Source organism: Pseudomonas sp. LBUM1651, assembly GCF_059716135.1.
In genome coordinates this window covers 3561313-3575617 of sequence record NZ_CP166805.1, presented here as the reverse complement: position 1 = coordinate 3575617, position 14305 = coordinate 3561313, and the positions used below count along the sequence as shown (strand labels likewise).

General features: G+C 57.5%; 18 protein-coding genes. 11 read left to right on the top strand and 7 right to left on the bottom strand.

Annotation, left to right across the window (positions count from 1 at the left end):
• Positions 1-15: 15 nt before the first annotated feature.
• From ACA066_RS16585 to ACA066_RS16575, 3 genes are read right to left on the bottom strand one after another with little or no spacing between them, the layout of a single operon-like run.
• Positions 16-402 (bottom strand): hypothetical protein, encoded by a 387-nt coding sequence (locus tag ACA066_RS16585; RefSeq protein WP_497695784.1) that lies wholly within the window; start codon positions 400-402, stop codon positions 16-18.
• Complete coding sequence (locus ACA066_RS16580; RefSeq protein ID WP_497695783.1) at positions 399-1874, bottom strand: hypothetical protein; 1476 nt, start codon at positions 1872-1874, stop codon at positions 399-401. Before ACA066_RS16580 ends, ACA066_RS16585 begins: the two co-directional genes overlap by 4 nt.
• Positions 1855-2355: an Hcp family type VI secretion system effector gene (locus ACA066_RS16575; RefSeq protein ID WP_497695782.1), complete on the bottom strand. Its 501-nt coding sequence runs from the start codon at positions 2353-2355 to the stop codon at positions 1855-1857. Before ACA066_RS16575 ends, ACA066_RS16580 begins: the two co-directional genes overlap by 20 nt.
• A 181-nt stretch (positions 2356-2536) precedes the next feature.
• Here ACA066_RS16575 and benA point away from each other — a divergent pair, with 181 nt between their 5' ends.
• The 4 genes from benA to ACA066_RS16555 all read left to right on the top strand — a co-directional run bounded on the left by benA (position 2537) and on the right by ACA066_RS16555 (position 6383).
• Complete coding sequence (benA, locus tag ACA066_RS16570; RefSeq protein WP_497695781.1) at positions 2537-3901, top strand: benzoate 1,2-dioxygenase large subunit; 1365 nt, start codon at positions 2537-2539, stop codon at positions 3899-3901.
• The gene (benB, locus tag ACA066_RS16565; protein WP_497695780.1) at positions 3898-4386 is read left to right on the top strand and encodes a benzoate 1,2-dioxygenase small subunit; all 489 of its coding nucleotides are present in this window, start codon (positions 3898-3900) and stop codon (positions 4384-4386) included. Before benA ends, benB begins: the two co-directional genes overlap by 4 nt.
• A gap of 10 nt (positions 4387-4396) precedes the next feature.
• Positions 4397-5410 (top strand): benzoate 1,2-dioxygenase electron transfer component BenC, encoded by a 1014-nt coding sequence (gene benC / locus ACA066_RS16560; protein ID WP_497695779.1) that lies wholly within the window; start codon positions 4397-4399, stop codon positions 5408-5410.
• A 199-nt stretch (positions 5411-5609) separates the two neighbouring features.
• A complete protein-coding gene (locus ACA066_RS16555) occupies positions 5610-6383 on the top strand; it encodes a 1,6-dihydroxycyclohexa-2,4-diene-1-carboxylate dehydrogenase (protein WP_497695778.1) in 774 nt (257 codons plus the stop codon).
• A 14-nt stretch (positions 6384-6397) separates the two neighbouring features.
• Here ACA066_RS16555 and ACA066_RS16550 read toward each other — a convergent pair whose 3' ends face one another.
• Positions 6398-6760, bottom strand: coding sequence for an NUDIX hydrolase (locus tag ACA066_RS16550; RefSeq protein ID WP_497695777.1), 363 nt, complete (start codon positions 6758-6760; stop codon positions 6398-6400).
• Positions 6761-6979: 219 nt separating this feature from the next.
• Between ACA066_RS16550 and ACA066_RS16545 the strand changes: the two genes are divergently transcribed.
• A complete protein-coding gene (locus ACA066_RS16545) occupies positions 6980-7183 on the top strand; it encodes a DUF2188 domain-containing protein (RefSeq protein WP_497695776.1) in 204 nt (67 codons plus the stop codon).
• A gap of 53 nt (positions 7184-7236) precedes the next feature.
• Here ACA066_RS16545 and osmE read toward each other — a convergent pair whose 3' ends face one another.
• Both osmE and ACA066_RS16535 read right to left on the bottom strand, forming a co-directional pair.
• The gene (osmE, locus tag ACA066_RS16540; protein ID WP_497695775.1) at positions 7237-7596 is read right to left on the bottom strand and encodes an osmotically-inducible lipoprotein OsmE; all 360 of its coding nucleotides are present in this window, start codon (positions 7594-7596) and stop codon (positions 7237-7239) included.
• A 13-nt stretch (positions 7597-7609) separates the two neighbouring features.
• Positions 7610-7849 carry a hypothetical protein gene (locus ACA066_RS16535; protein WP_497695774.1) on the bottom strand — a complete coding sequence of 80 codons (240 nt, stop codon included), beginning with the start codon at positions 7847-7849 and terminating at the stop codon, positions 7610-7612.
• A 170-nt stretch (positions 7850-8019) separates the two neighbouring features.
• On the opposite strand from ACA066_RS16535, the gene ACA066_RS16530 reads away from it, so the two are divergent.
• On the top strand, positions 8020-8238 hold the full coding sequence (locus tag ACA066_RS16530; protein WP_497695773.1) for a hypothetical protein: 219 nt from the start codon (positions 8020-8022) through the stop codon (positions 8236-8238).
• Between the two features lie 70 nt (positions 8239-8308).
• Positions 8309-8644: a hypothetical protein gene (locus ACA066_RS16525; RefSeq protein ID WP_497695772.1), complete on the top strand. Its 336-nt coding sequence runs from the start codon at positions 8309-8311 to the stop codon at positions 8642-8644.
• Between the two features lie 3 nt (positions 8645-8647).
• Here the strand turns inward: ACA066_RS16525 and ACA066_RS16520 are convergent, their stop codons facing one another.
• Complete coding sequence (locus ACA066_RS16520; protein WP_497695771.1) at positions 8648-9211, bottom strand: RrF2 family transcriptional regulator; 564 nt, start codon at positions 9209-9211, stop codon at positions 8648-8650.
• Positions 9212-9479: 268 nt separating this feature from the next.
• On the opposite strand from ACA066_RS16520, the gene ACA066_RS16515 reads away from it, so the two are divergent.
• From ACA066_RS16515 to ACA066_RS16500, 4 genes are all read left to right on the top strand, one after another.
• Positions 9480-10682, top strand: coding sequence for an NAD(P)/FAD-dependent oxidoreductase (locus ACA066_RS16515; RefSeq protein WP_497695770.1), 1203 nt, complete (start codon positions 9480-9482; stop codon positions 10680-10682).
• A 150-nt stretch (positions 10683-10832) separates the two neighbouring features.
• Positions 10833-12122 carry an NAD(P)/FAD-dependent oxidoreductase gene (locus ACA066_RS16510; RefSeq protein WP_497695769.1) on the top strand — a complete coding sequence of 430 codons (1290 nt, stop codon included), beginning with the start codon at positions 10833-10835 and terminating at the stop codon, positions 12120-12122.
• 26 nt (positions 12123-12148) lie between these two features.
• Positions 12149-12703 (top strand): helix-turn-helix domain-containing protein, encoded by a 555-nt coding sequence (locus ACA066_RS16505; RefSeq protein ID WP_497695768.1) that lies wholly within the window; start codon positions 12149-12151, stop codon positions 12701-12703.
• A gap of 23 nt (positions 12704-12726) precedes the next feature.
• Entirely contained in the window at positions 12727-14073 is a 1347-nt protein-coding gene (locus ACA066_RS16500; RefSeq protein WP_497699897.1) for a glutamine synthetase family protein, read from the top strand.
• Positions 14074-14305: the final 232 nt, after the last annotated feature.

Here is a 14305-nt window from a genome sequence, read left to right as displayed (position 1 = left end):
CCTCCAGCAAAACCGTTAGGCAAGGTCGAATATAGCTATGATCGCGAATCCCGACATTACCAATAAAAGGCCCCATACGCTCCACTGCAAAATAGCCAGTTTACGTCTCAAGCTAGTCGGAGTGTTTTTCAAATCTTCCAAACTTAACTCTCCTCTTTTCAGATAAAAACTGGGGAACGTTACAATTCCAGAAATGCCTCCTATGAGCATTAGATTTCCCCATGGTCCACCGTGTCTGAGAGGTGCTCGGACCATGATCGCCTTACAGTTTTTATAAAGTTCGAGCATCATATCCATCTTTGTGTAGGCCATATGCAATGCGACAATTATCCAAGCTAGTGCGGCTGCAAAATAGATTAGTCCGATGCAGGCAATTAATAAATCAACGGTCTCAATGTTCATTTAGTGGTCTCATAAATTTTCTCTCCAATTAACTCTCCACCCTTGCCTCCAACAACGCCTCCGACAATAGAACCGACACCGACTACCACTAGACCGCATACAAGAGCAGCGGTCCCTCCAGTCGGTACGGAAAGTGCTGCGCAGACCCAACCTACAGTCGAACCAGTGATCGCAGCTGAAGCGAAGGCTCCACCTGCCACTCCGCCGGCAAAACCCCCAGTTTCAGTAAATTTCACCTTCTCACAAGCCTCCACATTCCCTTCTGCACAAACACCCTGCACCTTGACCACTGAAGCTCCACCGCCAACAGCTGTACCAATCCAACCTCCATACTTGACGTACTTCGCAGCTTTAGAAACGCCATGAATATGCGTGGCATAACCGGGAATCTGTCCCACGGCACCGGCTTTTTTCCACCGGTGAACAAGGCTTTTAGTCGATATGCCCAACACGTTTTTCAGATTGGGATGATCCGGAAAACCAATGCTCTTTTTTGTAAGTTTGGTGAGCTGGGTATCCAACTGAGTCAGCAGGCGTTTGCGTTCGGCGTAAAATTCGGGAGACTTCAGGTGACCATTGGCTTGAAAGGTCCGTGTATGCAAACTTTCGATGTCACGCAGAATGATATCCACGTCATCCAGGTTCTTCGAAAACATGGCCAGCCCGGCGCTTGCGCCAAGTGACCCCTTGGAAATCAGGAACGCAATTTCGTCATAGTGCCGCGCCATGAAGTCGGCCTCTTCCGAACTGAGAGGCTCCAAGGCTCTATTCACACTACCCGCCGCTTCCATCAACAACGCTTCTTCGAAAGTGCATAGATGATTGTTTGGATCGCTGAGAACAATCATCGTCCCGGCTTTTAACTGGTCCAGATTCGGGTTCAGGGCCTTGAATTTGGCGATGACGGTGGGGGAGGCTGAAGTGAAAAGCTGAGCTTGCAGTTTGTCAGCCGTCGTACTTCTGGGAACAACGTAGAAACCGGGTTCTTCTTGTGGGACTTCCGCGGGCCATTGCTCTTGAGGAAAAAACTTCAAGTCCGGAACTGGATGCGGCGAGGAGGCTGCCTTCAATGTGTCGGGCGAATTCGCAGTAGTAGTCGACTTGAGGTTTTGCGCGTGGACAAAGCGCAGTAAGCGTTCCGGGTCAGGCTTTAATAAAGGCTGTGTGAGCGTTGAGGTCGGGATTCTCTTAACCCGTTCAGTGATCGCGCCCAGAGCTTTGCGCGTCACGGCTTGCGATTGGGTGAGCAGGTTGTGTTGTTCTTGCAGGAGTGCCTGTACACCTTGTTCCGGCGTTTTTTGACCTTGTGCAACATTGTCGACAATACGCTTCGCGTAATAGGCGACTTCGCGATTGAACTGTTCCCGCGCCATACCGTGCGCAAGATGACGAGTGCTAAGCGTGCGAGCTTGCCCCACCAGTTTTCCCGCAGCACTGTTGATGTCCCAATGCTCATGACGATTCGGATTCATCCCTCTTCACCCCACGAACTGTACCGGCAGTTTTAGCCAGGTGGTGGGTCCACGCGATGTCGCGGTAACGAATGGCCACTTGTTCTTGTGGCTCGGCGTAGTTTTGAAAAATGGCATGGGGCATTTCGAGCGTCAGGTCGGTAATCACTCCGCCACTGATCGAAACGGTATAGAACTTTTCTTGCATGCCAAAGGATGACACGCGGTAAAAACTGATCGTGCAGTTGATTTCCTCTCTGTTTGAAAGCGCTTGGGCGAGTAGCGGCGATGATTTGTCGACGGCTTTCGTGATGATGATCGGGTTGTGTGTCGACCTGTTGAGGTTCCCGATAGTGGTGATGTTGTGGCTGTAAGACAGCACCATGATTTCATCGGTGTGCGCCGCCTGATACTTGTTGCCAATAGAGTCCTGGGTTGAACAGCCCGCTGAAATCAATCCCTGAGCTTTACCGTTTATGGTCATGTAACCGTGATTAGCCATGGAAACCACTCCTTGTAGTCAGGAGGGCAGTCTATTCAGAACTTGTAAGCAGTTATGTAGGCCGATTCCGAATATACGTTCTGCACTAAACGGATAAAGGTCTGCACCCAGCGGATAGTCCGCCCTATCCCCCCGTCCTAGCATTGGTCTTGCCTGAATAAAAACAATGGAGGCGGCGGCCATGTCCCTGCGACCCGAATACCTTCACTCCCTGCTTGAAGATGACAAAGAACAGGGCATCTATCGCTGCAAGCGCGAGATGTTCACCGACCCGCGGCTGTTCGATCTCGAGATGGAACACATCTTCGAAGGCAACTGGCTGTACCTGGCGCACGAAAGCCAGATCCCCAACAAAAACGATTTCTACACCACCATCATGGGGCGCCAGTCGATCTTCATCGCGCGCAACAAGGACGGTGAGCTCAATGCCTTCCTCAACGCCTGCAGCCACCGTGGCGCGACGCTGTGCCGGCACAAGTCCGGCAACAAGAGCTCGTACACCTGCCCATTCCACGGCTGGACCTTCAATAACTCCGGCAAACTGCTGAAGGTCAAAGACCCGGCAGCGGCCGGCTACCCGGCGAGCTTCAACTGCGAAGGCTCCCACGACCTGACCAAAGTCGCGCGGTTCGAATCCTATCGCGGCTTCCTGTTCGGCAGCCTCAAGGCTGATGTCGTGCCGCTGGTCGAGCACTTGGGCGAGTCAGCGAAGATCATCGACATGATCGTCGACCAGTCCGCCGATGGCCTGGAAGTGCTGCGCGGTTCCTCCAGCTACATCTACGAAGGCAACTGGAAACTCACCGCCGAAAACGGCGCCGACGGTTACCACGTCAGCTCGGTGCACTGGAACTACGCCGCCACCCAGAACCAGCGCAAACAGCGCGAAGCTGGCGACAGCAATCCGACCATGAGCGCCGGCAGCTGGGCCAAGCAGGGCGGCGGTTTCTATTCCTTTGACAGGGGCCACATGCTGCTCTGGACCCGTTGGGCCAACCCGGAAGATCGTCCGCTGTACGAACGCCGCGATGAACTGGCCCAGGACTTCGGCAAAGCCCGCGCCGACTGGATGATCGAGAACTCGCGCAACCTGTGCCTGTACCCGAACGTGTACCTGATGGACCAGTTCAGCTCGCAGATCCGTATAGCCCGGCCGATCTCGGTCAACCGCACGGAAATCACCATTTACTGCATCGCCCCAAAAGGCGAAAGCGACCACGCCCGTTCGAGCCGCATTCGTCAGTACGAGGATTTCTTCAACGTCAGCGGCATGGCCACGCCGGACGATCTGGAGGAGTTCCGCTCCTGCCAGACCAGCTATCAGGGCAGCGTGACCGCGTGGAACGACATGTCCCGTGGCGCCGAGCACTGGATTGAAGGTGCCGACGAAGCGGCGAAAGAAATCGACCTGCATCCACTGCTCAGCGGTGTGCGCACCGAAGACGAAGGTCTGTTCGTGTTGCAGCACAAGTATTGGCAGCAAACGATGCTCAAGGCGCTGGCTGCCGAAGAATCCCGGATGATTGCAGTGGAGGCCGTGCAATGACTATTACCTACGACAGCGTTCGCGACTTCCTCTACCGCGAAGCCCGTTACCTCGATGACCGGCAGTGGGACGAATGGCTGGAGCTGTACGCCCCGGACGCGACGTTCTGGATGCCGTCCTGGGACGACAACGACGAATTGACCGAGGACCCACAGCGGGAAATCTCGTTGATCTGGTACGGCAACCGCACCGGTCTGGAAGACCGAATTTTCCGCATCAAGACCGAACGGTCCAGTGCCACCGTGCCGGACACTCGCACCTCTCACAACATCAGCAACATCGAGCTGCTGGAACAGGTCGACGGCCTGTGCAAGGTGCGCTTCAACTGGCATACCCTGAGCTTTCGCTACAAGACCGTCGACAGCTATTTCGGCAGCAGTTTCTACACCCTCGATGTGCGCGGTGAAAACCCGCTGATCAAGGCCAAGAAAGTGATCCTGAAGAACGATTACGTTCGCCAGGTCATCGATGTTTACCACCTGTGAGGCGGCCGTCATGACTCATTCCATCGCATTCAATTTCGAAGACGGCGTCACCCGGTTCATCGACGCCAACGTTGGCGAAACCGTGGCCGATGCCGCGTACCGCCAGGGCATCAACATTCCGCTGGATTGCCGCGACGGCGCCTGCGGTACTTGCAAGTGTTTCGCCGAGGCCGGCCGCTACGACCTGGGTGAGGAATACATCGAAGACGCCCTCACGGCGGACGAAGCCGAGCAAGGTTTTGTCCTGACTTGCCAGATGCGCGCCCAGAGCGATTGCGTGGTGCGCGTGCCGGCTTCCTCGGAGGTCTGCCGCACGCAACAGGCCAGTTACGACGCGACCATCAGCGCCGTGCGCCAGTTGTCCGACAGCACCATCGCGTTGTCGATCAAAGGTGAGGCGCTGAGCAAACTGGCGTTCCTGCCGGGGCAATACGTGAACCTCGGGATTCCCGGCAGCGAGCAGACCCGCGCCTATTCGTTCAGCTCGTTGCAGCGTGACGGCGAGGTCAGTTTCCTGATCCGCAACGTGCCCGGCGGCCTGATGAGCAGTTTCCTCACCGGCATGGCCAAGGCCGGCGACAGCATGAGCCTGGCCGGGCCGTTGGGCAGTTTCTATCTGCGCGACATTCGTCGCCCGCTGTTGCTGCTGGCCGGCGGTACAGGCTTGGCGCCGTTCACCGCGATGCTGGAAAAAATCGCCGAGCAGGGCAGTGAGCATCCGCTGCACCTGATCTATGGCGTGACCAACGATTTCGATCTGGTGGAAATGGATCGCCTCGAAGCCTTCGCCGCGCGCATCCCGAATTTCAGCTTCAGCGCCTGCGTGGCCAGCCCCGACAGTCAACACCCGCTCAAGGGCTACGTGACCCAGCACATCGAGCCGCGGCACTTGAATGAGGGCGACGTCGATGTCTACCTGTGCGGCCCGCCGCCGATGGTCGAGGCCGTCAGCCAATACATTCGCGAACAAGGCATCGCGCCGGTGAATTTCTACTACGAGAAGTTTGCCGCCAGCGCGGCATGAGTTGCGCAGTGGGTACGGGGACGTACACAAATACCGCCCTCGATAAAAATCCCCTGTAGGAGCGAGCTTGCTCGCGATGGTTTTCAGAGAGCCGCGTCTATTCAGAAAACACGCGTTATCGTTAACGAGCATCGCGAGCAATCGAGCGTCGACCGGCTTCTCCTACAGGTTTATGGGCATCCGTCGTCACGAGGTACACATGAACAGATTTCACGAAAAAGTCGCGCTGATCACCGGCGCTGCGCAAGGCATCGGCCGGCGCGTCGCTGAACGCATGGCGGCGGAAGGGGCACGTTTGATTCTGGTCGATCGCTCCGAGTTGGTGTTCGAAGTGCAACAACAATTGGGCCAGCACAGCCAGGTGCTCGCGCAGACCGCCGATCTCGAGCAGTACGCCGAATGCAGCCGCGTGATGCAAACCGCCGTCGAGCGTTTCGGGCGTATCGACATCCTCATCAATAATGTCGGCGGGACGATCTGGGCCAAGCCTTTCGAGCATTACGAAGCACAGCAGATAGAGGCCGAGGTTCGTCGCTCGCTGTTCCCGACGCTGTGGTGCTGTCACGCCGCATTATCGTTCATGCTGGAGCAGGGCAGCGGCGCCATCGTCAACGTGTCGTCCATCGCCACCCGCAGCATCAACCGCGTGCCGTACGGTGCGGCGAAGGGCGGGGTGAATGCGCTGACCGCTTGCCTGGCGTTCGAAACCGCCGGTCGTGGCGTTCGGGTCAATGCGACGGCGCCCGGTGGCACCGAAGCGCCGCCGCGGGTGATTCCGCGTAACAGCGCCGAACAAAGTGCTGAGGAAAAGGTGTGGTATCAGCAGATCGTCGACCAGACCCTCGACAGCAGTCTGATGAAACGCTACGGCACACTGGATGAACAGGCAGGCGCTATTCTGTTTCTGGCCAGCGACGAAGCGTCCTACATCACCGGCATGATCATGCCGGTGGGTGGCGGTGACCAGGGCTGAAAAAACGGCGAGAACTACAGGCGACGCTGAAACGCTTTGACGATTCTCAGCGTGGCGTCGCTTGTGTTCAGATTGTGCACCGCGTCCAGCGGAAACCACATGCAATCGAAGATTTCATTTTGCGGGCGCGCCTCATTCGAGTTCAGCACCGATGCCTCGTAGACATGGTGCCGGGTGCCGCCCGAGTCCAGCTCCATCAGGTAGAGCAAGTCGTCGGCACCCAGTCCGGTCTCTTCCCACAGTTCGCGCATGGCCGCGGCTGCGATGGTTTCACCGCGCTCGACCTTTCCGCCGGGCAACGTCCAGCGGCACCTTGGCTTGCGCACCAGGAGAATGTACCGGTCCTGCTCACAAATAACGGTGGCGCGCACTTTCATGTGTTACCTGATTGCCTGTTGTCATAAAACAGTAATAAAAATGCAATATTCAGGCCGGCCCCGGTTTAGCGGGCCTCTGGTGGGTTGGAGCTGTCTCGGGGGCTGAAAGTGCAACCGGATGTCGGAATCCTGTCGCGACATCTGGTCGGCATCTGGACGAAGGGTGGGTGTAAGGTAGGCAAGTCAGTTCTGAAATCAGTACCGAAATGGAGGTAGCTTATGAGCGTTCCGATGCTGAATAAGATGCACATGAACGGTTATGACGTACTCAGCGTAAACAACGGCCCCTGGCGGGTATGCACACAAGGCGACCGGTTGGCAGCCTTTGCCAGCAGGGAAGAGGCACTGGCCTTTGCGGCGTCTCTTCCCGGTTACAAGGCGCGGGTGAAAAGACCGGCCGATAGCCGTAAAGTCGACAAATAAATAGTCAGCTTCAAGCCCCGGTTTGCCGGGGCTTTTCATATCTTGCCGCCGGACTAATAACCGCCGCCGCCCGTCCCGCCCGTGTGGGAAGGCTCCCTGGCCTTTTGCTGTGCATGGCTCCATTCAGCGCAAGTCATGAAGCTTTTGTGATCGACCTTGCCCTTGCCATCGAAACTGACGTTGTACGATTGCTGGTGGCCGGCTTTCACTAATTTGTAGTCAAAGCACGTGCCGGGCACGACCGTGCGGTCGCTGATCGATTGAGGCTGCCCGCCAATCTGCTGGACCTGGTCCTTGCTCATGCCTGTTTCCACCTTGGCGACCAGCGGCTGGTCACGGAAGACGCGTGATTCAGTACTGCAGCCGCCCAACGCTGCCAGTGCGACAAGCAGCGCCCATAGAGGCTTGTTCATGACAGCGCTCCCGTCAGTGAGCCTTGTTTCGACTGATAACCTTGGCCTTCACTTCTTCGGCATAACCCGCCAATCGCTGTTCGTCGCCTTGAAACAGGTCGTGCAGTCTCCGCACCACCTGTGCGTCCACATCATTGCCTGCCTGACGAAACTGCTCTTCTAGTCGCAAAAGCTCTACCGCCGACCACCTCAAATCCGACGCAACGCTTTGCAGGTCACGCCGAAGTTCGTTTTCAGATTCGCTAAGCCACATGTTGACCTCCTGAACATCTCTGCTACGAAATTTTAGTCCCGATTCGTGGATCAGGGCGTTTTGTTCGTCTGAACACTCCATGCAGCCTTTGGTCGGGAAGTTGAACGGGAATGGACAGATCTGGTGTCGTACTCAAGTGGTGAACTTTTGCTAGGGCGAGGCAACTTCAAATGACGGCGACTGATGATTTTAGATTTCACGCGCATGAGCTGATCGTCGATCTGGACGCAGCGACCACGGAAATGATGCAGTTGATCTCTGCGCATCAACTGAGCGGCCCGGAATGGGAGCGGGTGAGCCAGTGGCAGCACGAAGCCTATGAACGGTGGATGACCTATTTGAACGCCAGGTCCTATCCGGACCCCAAAGATGAAAGCGCCCCACAGTAAGTGCTGTTCAATCCATGGATGTCCGCTGAACAACGCGCTACATTGCCTTTTTTCTGAAAAAGGAAGCGTCATGCGGACGTTGATCGCGGGAGTCGTTGTGGCGTTACTGGCGGGGTGCTCATTGCCGGCTTCTGTGGTGCCGGGTGAGCCGAATGTCAGTAAATACAGCGAAAAGGCACCGAAAGAGTATGCCGCCTGCGTGCTGCCGGCGTGGCAGAAGGAAATTCCCGCGTCGGCTCAAACGGGGATTTCCAATGGCTACCGGATAACAGCCCCCAGCATTATCACGGCTGACGAGATTGTCGATATCGTGAAATCCAGGGATGGCAGCCGGGTATCGCTTTATCAGGGCCCGCCCTGGGCAAAGTCCGGCGCGCTGCGCGAGGCTGTTCGCGATTGTCTGTAAGGCTTAGCCGGAAATCTCGGTGATCGGGATAGTCTGGTCGTCAGATGCCTGGGCACTGCTTTTCTTTTCCCGGCGATCGTTGATCCAGTTGTCCACCTGCGCACCGAACTCAGCCGGCGCCTTTCGTCCCACTCTCCTGGCGAGATCAAGAATGGTCTGCTGGGCAAGGGCGTCCTCCATGCGTTTTTGCGCAGTCATCATGACCGCATGTACCGAGCAGGGGTCTGTCAGCGCCCAAGTGGGTGCGGAACCTTCGAACAAGGCGCAGCGCCCGCGAATCTCGCGACAATCGAAGATGAGTTTCTGCCCGTCGATGGCATTGACGATATCGAGCACGCTGATTTCGTCGGAGGGCCGCGCCAGCTTGAAACCGCCGCGCACGCCTTCAGTGGCCACCACCAGTTTTGCCTTGGCCAGTTTGGTGAAAATTTTCGCCAGATAGTCCTGCGGCACGCCTTGAAGCTCCGCCAGTTCGCGCACGCTCGCCTCACGGGTGTCGCCGCAATTGCCTACCAGAAAAAGCAGGCAGTGAATGCCGTACTCAACGCCCGCGCTATAAAGAGACATTTGGATCTCCGACTAATGTTGTCGTAAATGTTAACAGCAGAACGTTAGCCGAGCAACGAACCCCGCAGCCGCTCATCTCCTTCCATCACTGCCTTTCCACATTGATTGGGCAGCGTTATGCCGTGGATCAAAGCTTTCGATAGCAACCATCATAAAAAATCGATTGCGCCGACTAACTCGGATCAATATATTCGTAGTTGTTCGGTCTGCGCTGGCAAGTGCATGACCTTTGATGAATTCATTGATCGGCCTTCTCTCGGAGTTAAAAATGAAACAGCACATCCTGGTAATTGGCGCAGGTTTCGGTGGTATGTGGACAGCTTTGAGTGCAACGCGTCTGTTCGACATTCATGGTCACAACGACGTTGAAGTGACTGTTTTGGCTCCGCAGGCCGAGCTGCGGGTTCGTCCGCGCTTCTATGAACCGAATGCGCACCAGCTGGCTGCACCGATCGGTGAGCTGTTTGATGCGGTCGGCGTGAAGTTCATCAAAGGCGCTGCAGAAACCATCGACGTTGTGCAAAAACGCGTTGGCTACATCGATGCGTCGGGTGCCAGACAAGTGTGCAGCTACGACAAACTCGTTCTGGCCACCGGCAGCCGTCTCGCCATCCCGGCCACTGCAGGCGTGGCTGAACATGCGTTCGACGTTGACCAGATTGAAGAGGCCGTGCGCCTGGAAAACCACCTGAAATCCCTGGCCAGCCTGCCGGAAAGTAAAGCCCGCAACACCGTCGTCGTGGCGGGCGGCGGTTTCACCGGGATTGAAACGGCGACCGAGATGACCGCGCGTCTACATGCCATCCTGGGTGCTCAGGCTGACGTCGAGGTGATCATCGTCGATCGCGGCGAGAAAATTGGCGGGTCGATGGGCGCCGAAATCGCCAGGTCGATCGAAGAGGCCAGCGTTGAAACCGGCGTGAAATGGCACTTGAAGGCCTCGGTGCTTTCCGTCGATGCCAACGGCGTCAACTTGAGCGACGGCCAGCGTATCGATGCGAAAACCGTGGTCTGGACCACCGGCGTGCGCGCCAGCGCGCTGACCGAGCAGATCCCGGCGGAACGCGATCACCTCGGCCGCCTGCACGTGGACAGCCACCTGAAAGTCATCGGTCAGGAGGATATCTACGCCACCGGCGACGTTGCCTACGCCGCTTCCGACGACATCGGCAACTACGCGTTGATGACCTGCCAGCATGCTATTTCCTTGGGTCGTCACGCCGGCAATAACGTTGCCGCGCACATTCTCGGCGTCGATCCGACACCGTACAGCCAGCCTAAGTATGTGACCTGCCTGGATTTGGGCAGCTGGGGCGCGGTGTACACCGAGGGCTGGGACCGCCAGGTGAAACTGGTCAAACAGGAAGGCAAGAACCTGAAGACGCAGATCAACACGGTGTGGATCTACCCGCCGGCCGCCGACCGTGCCGCTGCGTTGGCTGCCGCAGATCCAATGATTCCTGTCGCCTGAGACCTGTTGTTAGATAACGTTGCCTGATTGGATAAATCCCGCCCAAGTATTCTGGGCGGGACTTTTTTTTGTGGCCGGAACGGTTGCGGCGGTGAAATTTAACGTGTAGTTTTTCATGAAATTATAAATAGAAAAATTCACGAGGCCCGCATGTTCCAGCAATCCACCCGGCACGTCGCCAGTTACTACGCCCACACTTGCGCGGATCGTCTGGTGGAGCGTGCGGCTCTGGAAGGCGAGCAGGACACCGAAGTGTTGATCATCGGTGCTGGCTTCAGCGGCTTGCACACGGCGTTGCGACTGGCCTTGGCCGGTAAGCGCGTGACCTTGCTGGAAGCCAGTCGGGTGGCGTGGGCGGCGTCGGGGCGCAATGGCGGTCAGGCGATTCTCGGTTGGTCGTGTGACATGCCGCCGCTGGAGGCTGCGCTGGGTCATGAACGTGCGCGGCGGTTGTGGGACGGCATGCGTTGGGCTGCACAGGAACTGCGCGCATTGCCCGAACGCCATGATTTCGATTGTGACTACCGGGCCGGTCACCTCTGGACGTCGGTGTTGCCGCGTCGGGTGAGTCTGCTGACCGAGTGGCAACACGAGGCCAGCCACAAGTGGGGCCACGACGGTTTGCAATTCATCCCGCGTGAGCAGCTGCCGCAATGGGTCGCCAGTGAACGCTATCAGGCCGGGCTGTTCGATCCGGAAGGCGCGCACCTGAATCCGCTGAAACTGGCGCTCGGTCTGGCCGCCGCCATCGAGCGCGCCGGCGGGAAAATTCATGAGCAAAGCAAGGCGCTGAACTATCGCGAAGAGGGTGGCCGGTACGTGGTCACCACGGAGCGCGGTCGTATTCGGGCCGATGTGCTGGTGCTGGCGTGCAACGCGTACCTGGATCGGCTTGATCCGAAGCTGTCGAGTTGTGTGTTGCCGGTTGGCACTTATCAGGTGGCCACCGCGCCACTCCCGCAAGCGCAGGCGACTGCGCTGCTGCCGAGCAATGCCTGCGTCACCGACAATCAATTCGTGCTCGATTATTTCCGTCGTACGCCGGATAACCGGTTGCTGTTTGGCGGTGGTTGCACCTACCTGGGTGGCATGCCGAAGGACATCGCCGCGGCGACCCGACCCTTTCTGCAACGGGTGTTTCCACAGCTCAAGGATGTAGAACTGGAATTCGCCTGGGGCGGGCACATCGATCTCACCCTCAAGCGCACGCCAGATATCGGTCGTCGCGGCGATCTCTACTGGCTTCAGGGTTACTCCGGCCACGGCGTGCTACCGACCCTGGCCGGGGCCCGTGCCGTGTCCGACGCGATACTGGGTCAGCCGGATGAGCTGGCCTTGTATCAGGGCCTGGTCAACGGGACTTTCCCTGGCGGCAAGTACATGGCCGCACCGCTGGAAGCCATCGGCAAGGCCTGGTATCGCTTACGCGACAGCCTTTGATTCGCACATTTTCTGGAAGCTTTCAGATGGACAGGCAAGAAGAAATCTCGGCGTTGGCGATCCTGATTCAGGACCTGCGCAAACACAAAAAATACACGCTCAAAGAACTGGCGGACAAAATCGGTCGCTCCGTCGGATTCCTCTCGCAAGTCGAGCGTGGACTGTCACGGCCGACGGTAGCGGACCTGACCGCCATCAGCGAAACCCTCGGCGTGCCGACCACCTATTTCTACAGCCTGCCCAAACCCATGGCCTTGCCGTGGGTGACCCGGCCGGACGAGCGCCGCACGCTGTATTACGCCGACGGCATCACCGACATCCTGGTCTCGCCGAAAATGCGCGCGTCGTTCTCGATGCTCGAAAGCCGGCTCGAACCCGGCGCCAGCAGCGGCGACCGGCATATGAACGACAGCTCGGAGCAGGGCGGTTACGTGCTCGAAGGGCAACTGACACTTTGGCTGGATGACGATCAACCGGTCACTCTGGGGGCAGGGGACAGCTTTCAGCTCGCCAGCCATACCCATTGCCGCTACGGCAATCTCTCCGATCAGCTCACCCGGGTGCTCTGGGTTTACACCTGATAAAAACAACAAGGAACAACATGATGGATGCTGTCTGCTCTGATCTGGTCGCTGAAGTTCGCGCGTTTCGTCAGCGCTTCCCGGATGTGCGTTACGTGGACCTGATTTCCCTGGACATCCCCGGGCATTTCTACGGCAAGCGCTACCCGATCGAGATGCTTGAAAAAGTCGCCGCGGGCAGCGCGCTCAAGCTGCCGCAGAATTGTGTGTTGCTGGGCACCCAGGGTGGGCTGTTCAAAATCGGCGACTACTGTTTCAACGACGGCGATCCGGATGCGCCGCGCCGTCTGGTGCCGGGCACGCTGAAAATCGTCGACTGGGATAAGCAGCCCCTGGGGCAGATGCTGATCACCTCCAGCGGCACTGAAAAACCGATCGTCTTCGAACCGCGGGAAGTGTTGGCGCAGGTGCTGGAACGGCTCGGTCGCAAAGGGATTTTCCCGGTGGTGGCCTTCGAGCTGGAGTTCTACCTGTTCGATCGCCAGTTGCGCGACGGCTTGCCGCAGTTCGCGCGCGATCCGCTGACCGATGATGCGGACGATCAGCCGAACATGCACATTGAACGACTGTCGCGGTTTGCGCCGGTGCTCGATGAAATGGTCGAGACCGCGCGAGCGCAAGGCATCGACACCACGGTGATCACCGCCGAATTGGGCCCGGGCCAGTTCGAGATCAACTTCGGTCACCTCAATGACGGGCTGCGTGCCGCCGATTGGGCCGCCCTGTTTTGCCGCAGCACCCGCGGCGTGGCCATGAAGCACAACTACCGCGCCAGTTTCATGGCCAAACCTTACCTGCAACACCCCGGCAGCGGCATGCATGTTCATGTGAGTCTGTATGACGAGGCGGGCAACAACCTGCTGGCGGCCAACGACCAACAACCGCTGCGCTATGCGGTGGCCGGTTGCCTGGAACTGTTGCCGCATTGCATGCCGATCTTTGCGCCGAACCACAACGCAATGCGTCGCTTGAGCGGCACCGTGAATGTAGCGACACGTGCCAGTTGGGGTTTTGAAGATCGCGACGCGTGCCTGCGGGTACCGGAGTCGGACGCGAAAAATCTGCGGATCGAACATCGCCTCGCCGGCGCCGACGCCAACCCTTACTTGGTACTGGCGGCGATTCTGGTGGGGCTGGAACAAGGACTGGAAGCCGGTCGTGAACCGATCGCACCGCTCAATGAAGATCGTGGCAGTGGAATCGATTTCCCGCTGGAGATGTTGGAGGCCGTGCGTTCAATGCAAAGCCATGCGCAATTGCGCGAGGGATTGGGCGCAGAGTTCGTGAATGTGTATTGCGAAAACAAGCGTCAGGATCATTTGGCATTTCTGCAGGACATCAGTGCCCGGGAATATCGCTGGTACTTGTAGATGACCGCTTATCGTCACTCGACCTTAAAAAAAGTGTGGATATTTAAGGGGTTAGAAAATTTAGTAACCGGATGGTGAGTCAAAATATCTTGTTACACGGTGAAATATTCCGTAATATCCGCCCCGCGTTCACCACCACGGTTTATGCATTTTTAAATCCCGGGCGTCCATCAGCTGCCCGGGATTTTTTTTGCCTGAAATAAGCTGTGATTGAAAAATCGCTCAGTCAGTT

Excerpts from the sequence above, each read along its gene's own strand:
- ACA066_RS16585 (WP_497695784.1), bottom strand. The coding sequence starts at position 402 with ATGAACATTGAGACCGTTGATTTATTAATTGCCTGCATCGGACTAATC.
- ACA066_RS16580 (WP_497695783.1), bottom strand. The coding sequence starts at position 1,874 with ATGAATCCGAATCGTCATGAGCATTGGGACATCAACAGTGCTGCGGGA.
- ACA066_RS16575 (WP_497695782.1), bottom strand. The coding sequence starts at position 2,355 with ATGGCTAATCACGGTTACATGACCATAAACGGTAAAGCTCAGGGATTG.
- benA (WP_497695781.1), top strand. The coding sequence starts at position 2,537 with ATGTCCCTGCGACCCGAATACCTTCACTCCCTGCTTGAAGATGACAAA.
- benB (WP_497695780.1), top strand. The coding sequence starts at position 3,898 with ATGACTATTACCTACGACAGCGTTCGCGACTTCCTCTACCGCGAAGCC.
- benC (WP_497695779.1), top strand. The coding sequence starts at position 4,397 with ATGACTCATTCCATCGCATTCAATTTCGAAGACGGCGTCACCCGGTTC.
- ACA066_RS16555 (WP_497695778.1), top strand. The coding sequence starts at position 5,610 with ATGAACAGATTTCACGAAAAAGTCGCGCTGATCACCGGCGCTGCGCAA.
- ACA066_RS16550 (WP_497695777.1), bottom strand. The coding sequence starts at position 6,760 with ATGAAAGTGCGCGCCACCGTTATTTGTGAGCAGGACCGGTACATTCTC.
- ACA066_RS16545 (WP_497695776.1), top strand. The coding sequence starts at position 6,980 with ATGAGCGTTCCGATGCTGAATAAGATGCACATGAACGGTTATGACGTA.
- osmE (WP_497695775.1), bottom strand. The coding sequence starts at position 7,596 with ATGAACAAGCCTCTATGGGCGCTGCTTGTCGCACTGGCAGCGTTGGGC.
- ACA066_RS16535 (WP_497695774.1), bottom strand. The coding sequence starts at position 7,849 with ATGTGGCTTAGCGAATCTGAAAACGAACTTCGGCGTGACCTGCAAAGC.
- ACA066_RS16530 (WP_497695773.1), top strand. The coding sequence starts at position 8,020 with ATGACGGCGACTGATGATTTTAGATTTCACGCGCATGAGCTGATCGTC.
- ACA066_RS16525 (WP_497695772.1), top strand. The coding sequence starts at position 8,309 with ATGCGGACGTTGATCGCGGGAGTCGTTGTGGCGTTACTGGCGGGGTGC.
- ACA066_RS16520 (WP_497695771.1), bottom strand. The coding sequence starts at position 9,211 with ATGTCTCTTTATAGCGCGGGCGTTGAGTACGGCATTCACTGCCTGCTT.
- ACA066_RS16515 (WP_497695770.1), top strand. The coding sequence starts at position 9,480 with ATGAAACAGCACATCCTGGTAATTGGCGCAGGTTTCGGTGGTATGTGG.
- ACA066_RS16510 (WP_497695769.1), top strand. The coding sequence starts at position 10,833 with ATGTTCCAGCAATCCACCCGGCACGTCGCCAGTTACTACGCCCACACT.
- ACA066_RS16505 (WP_497695768.1), top strand. The coding sequence starts at position 12,149 with ATGGACAGGCAAGAAGAAATCTCGGCGTTGGCGATCCTGATTCAGGAC.
- ACA066_RS16500 (WP_497699897.1), top strand. The coding sequence starts at position 12,727 with ATGGATGCTGTCTGCTCTGATCTGGTCGCTGAAGTTCGCGCGTTTCGT.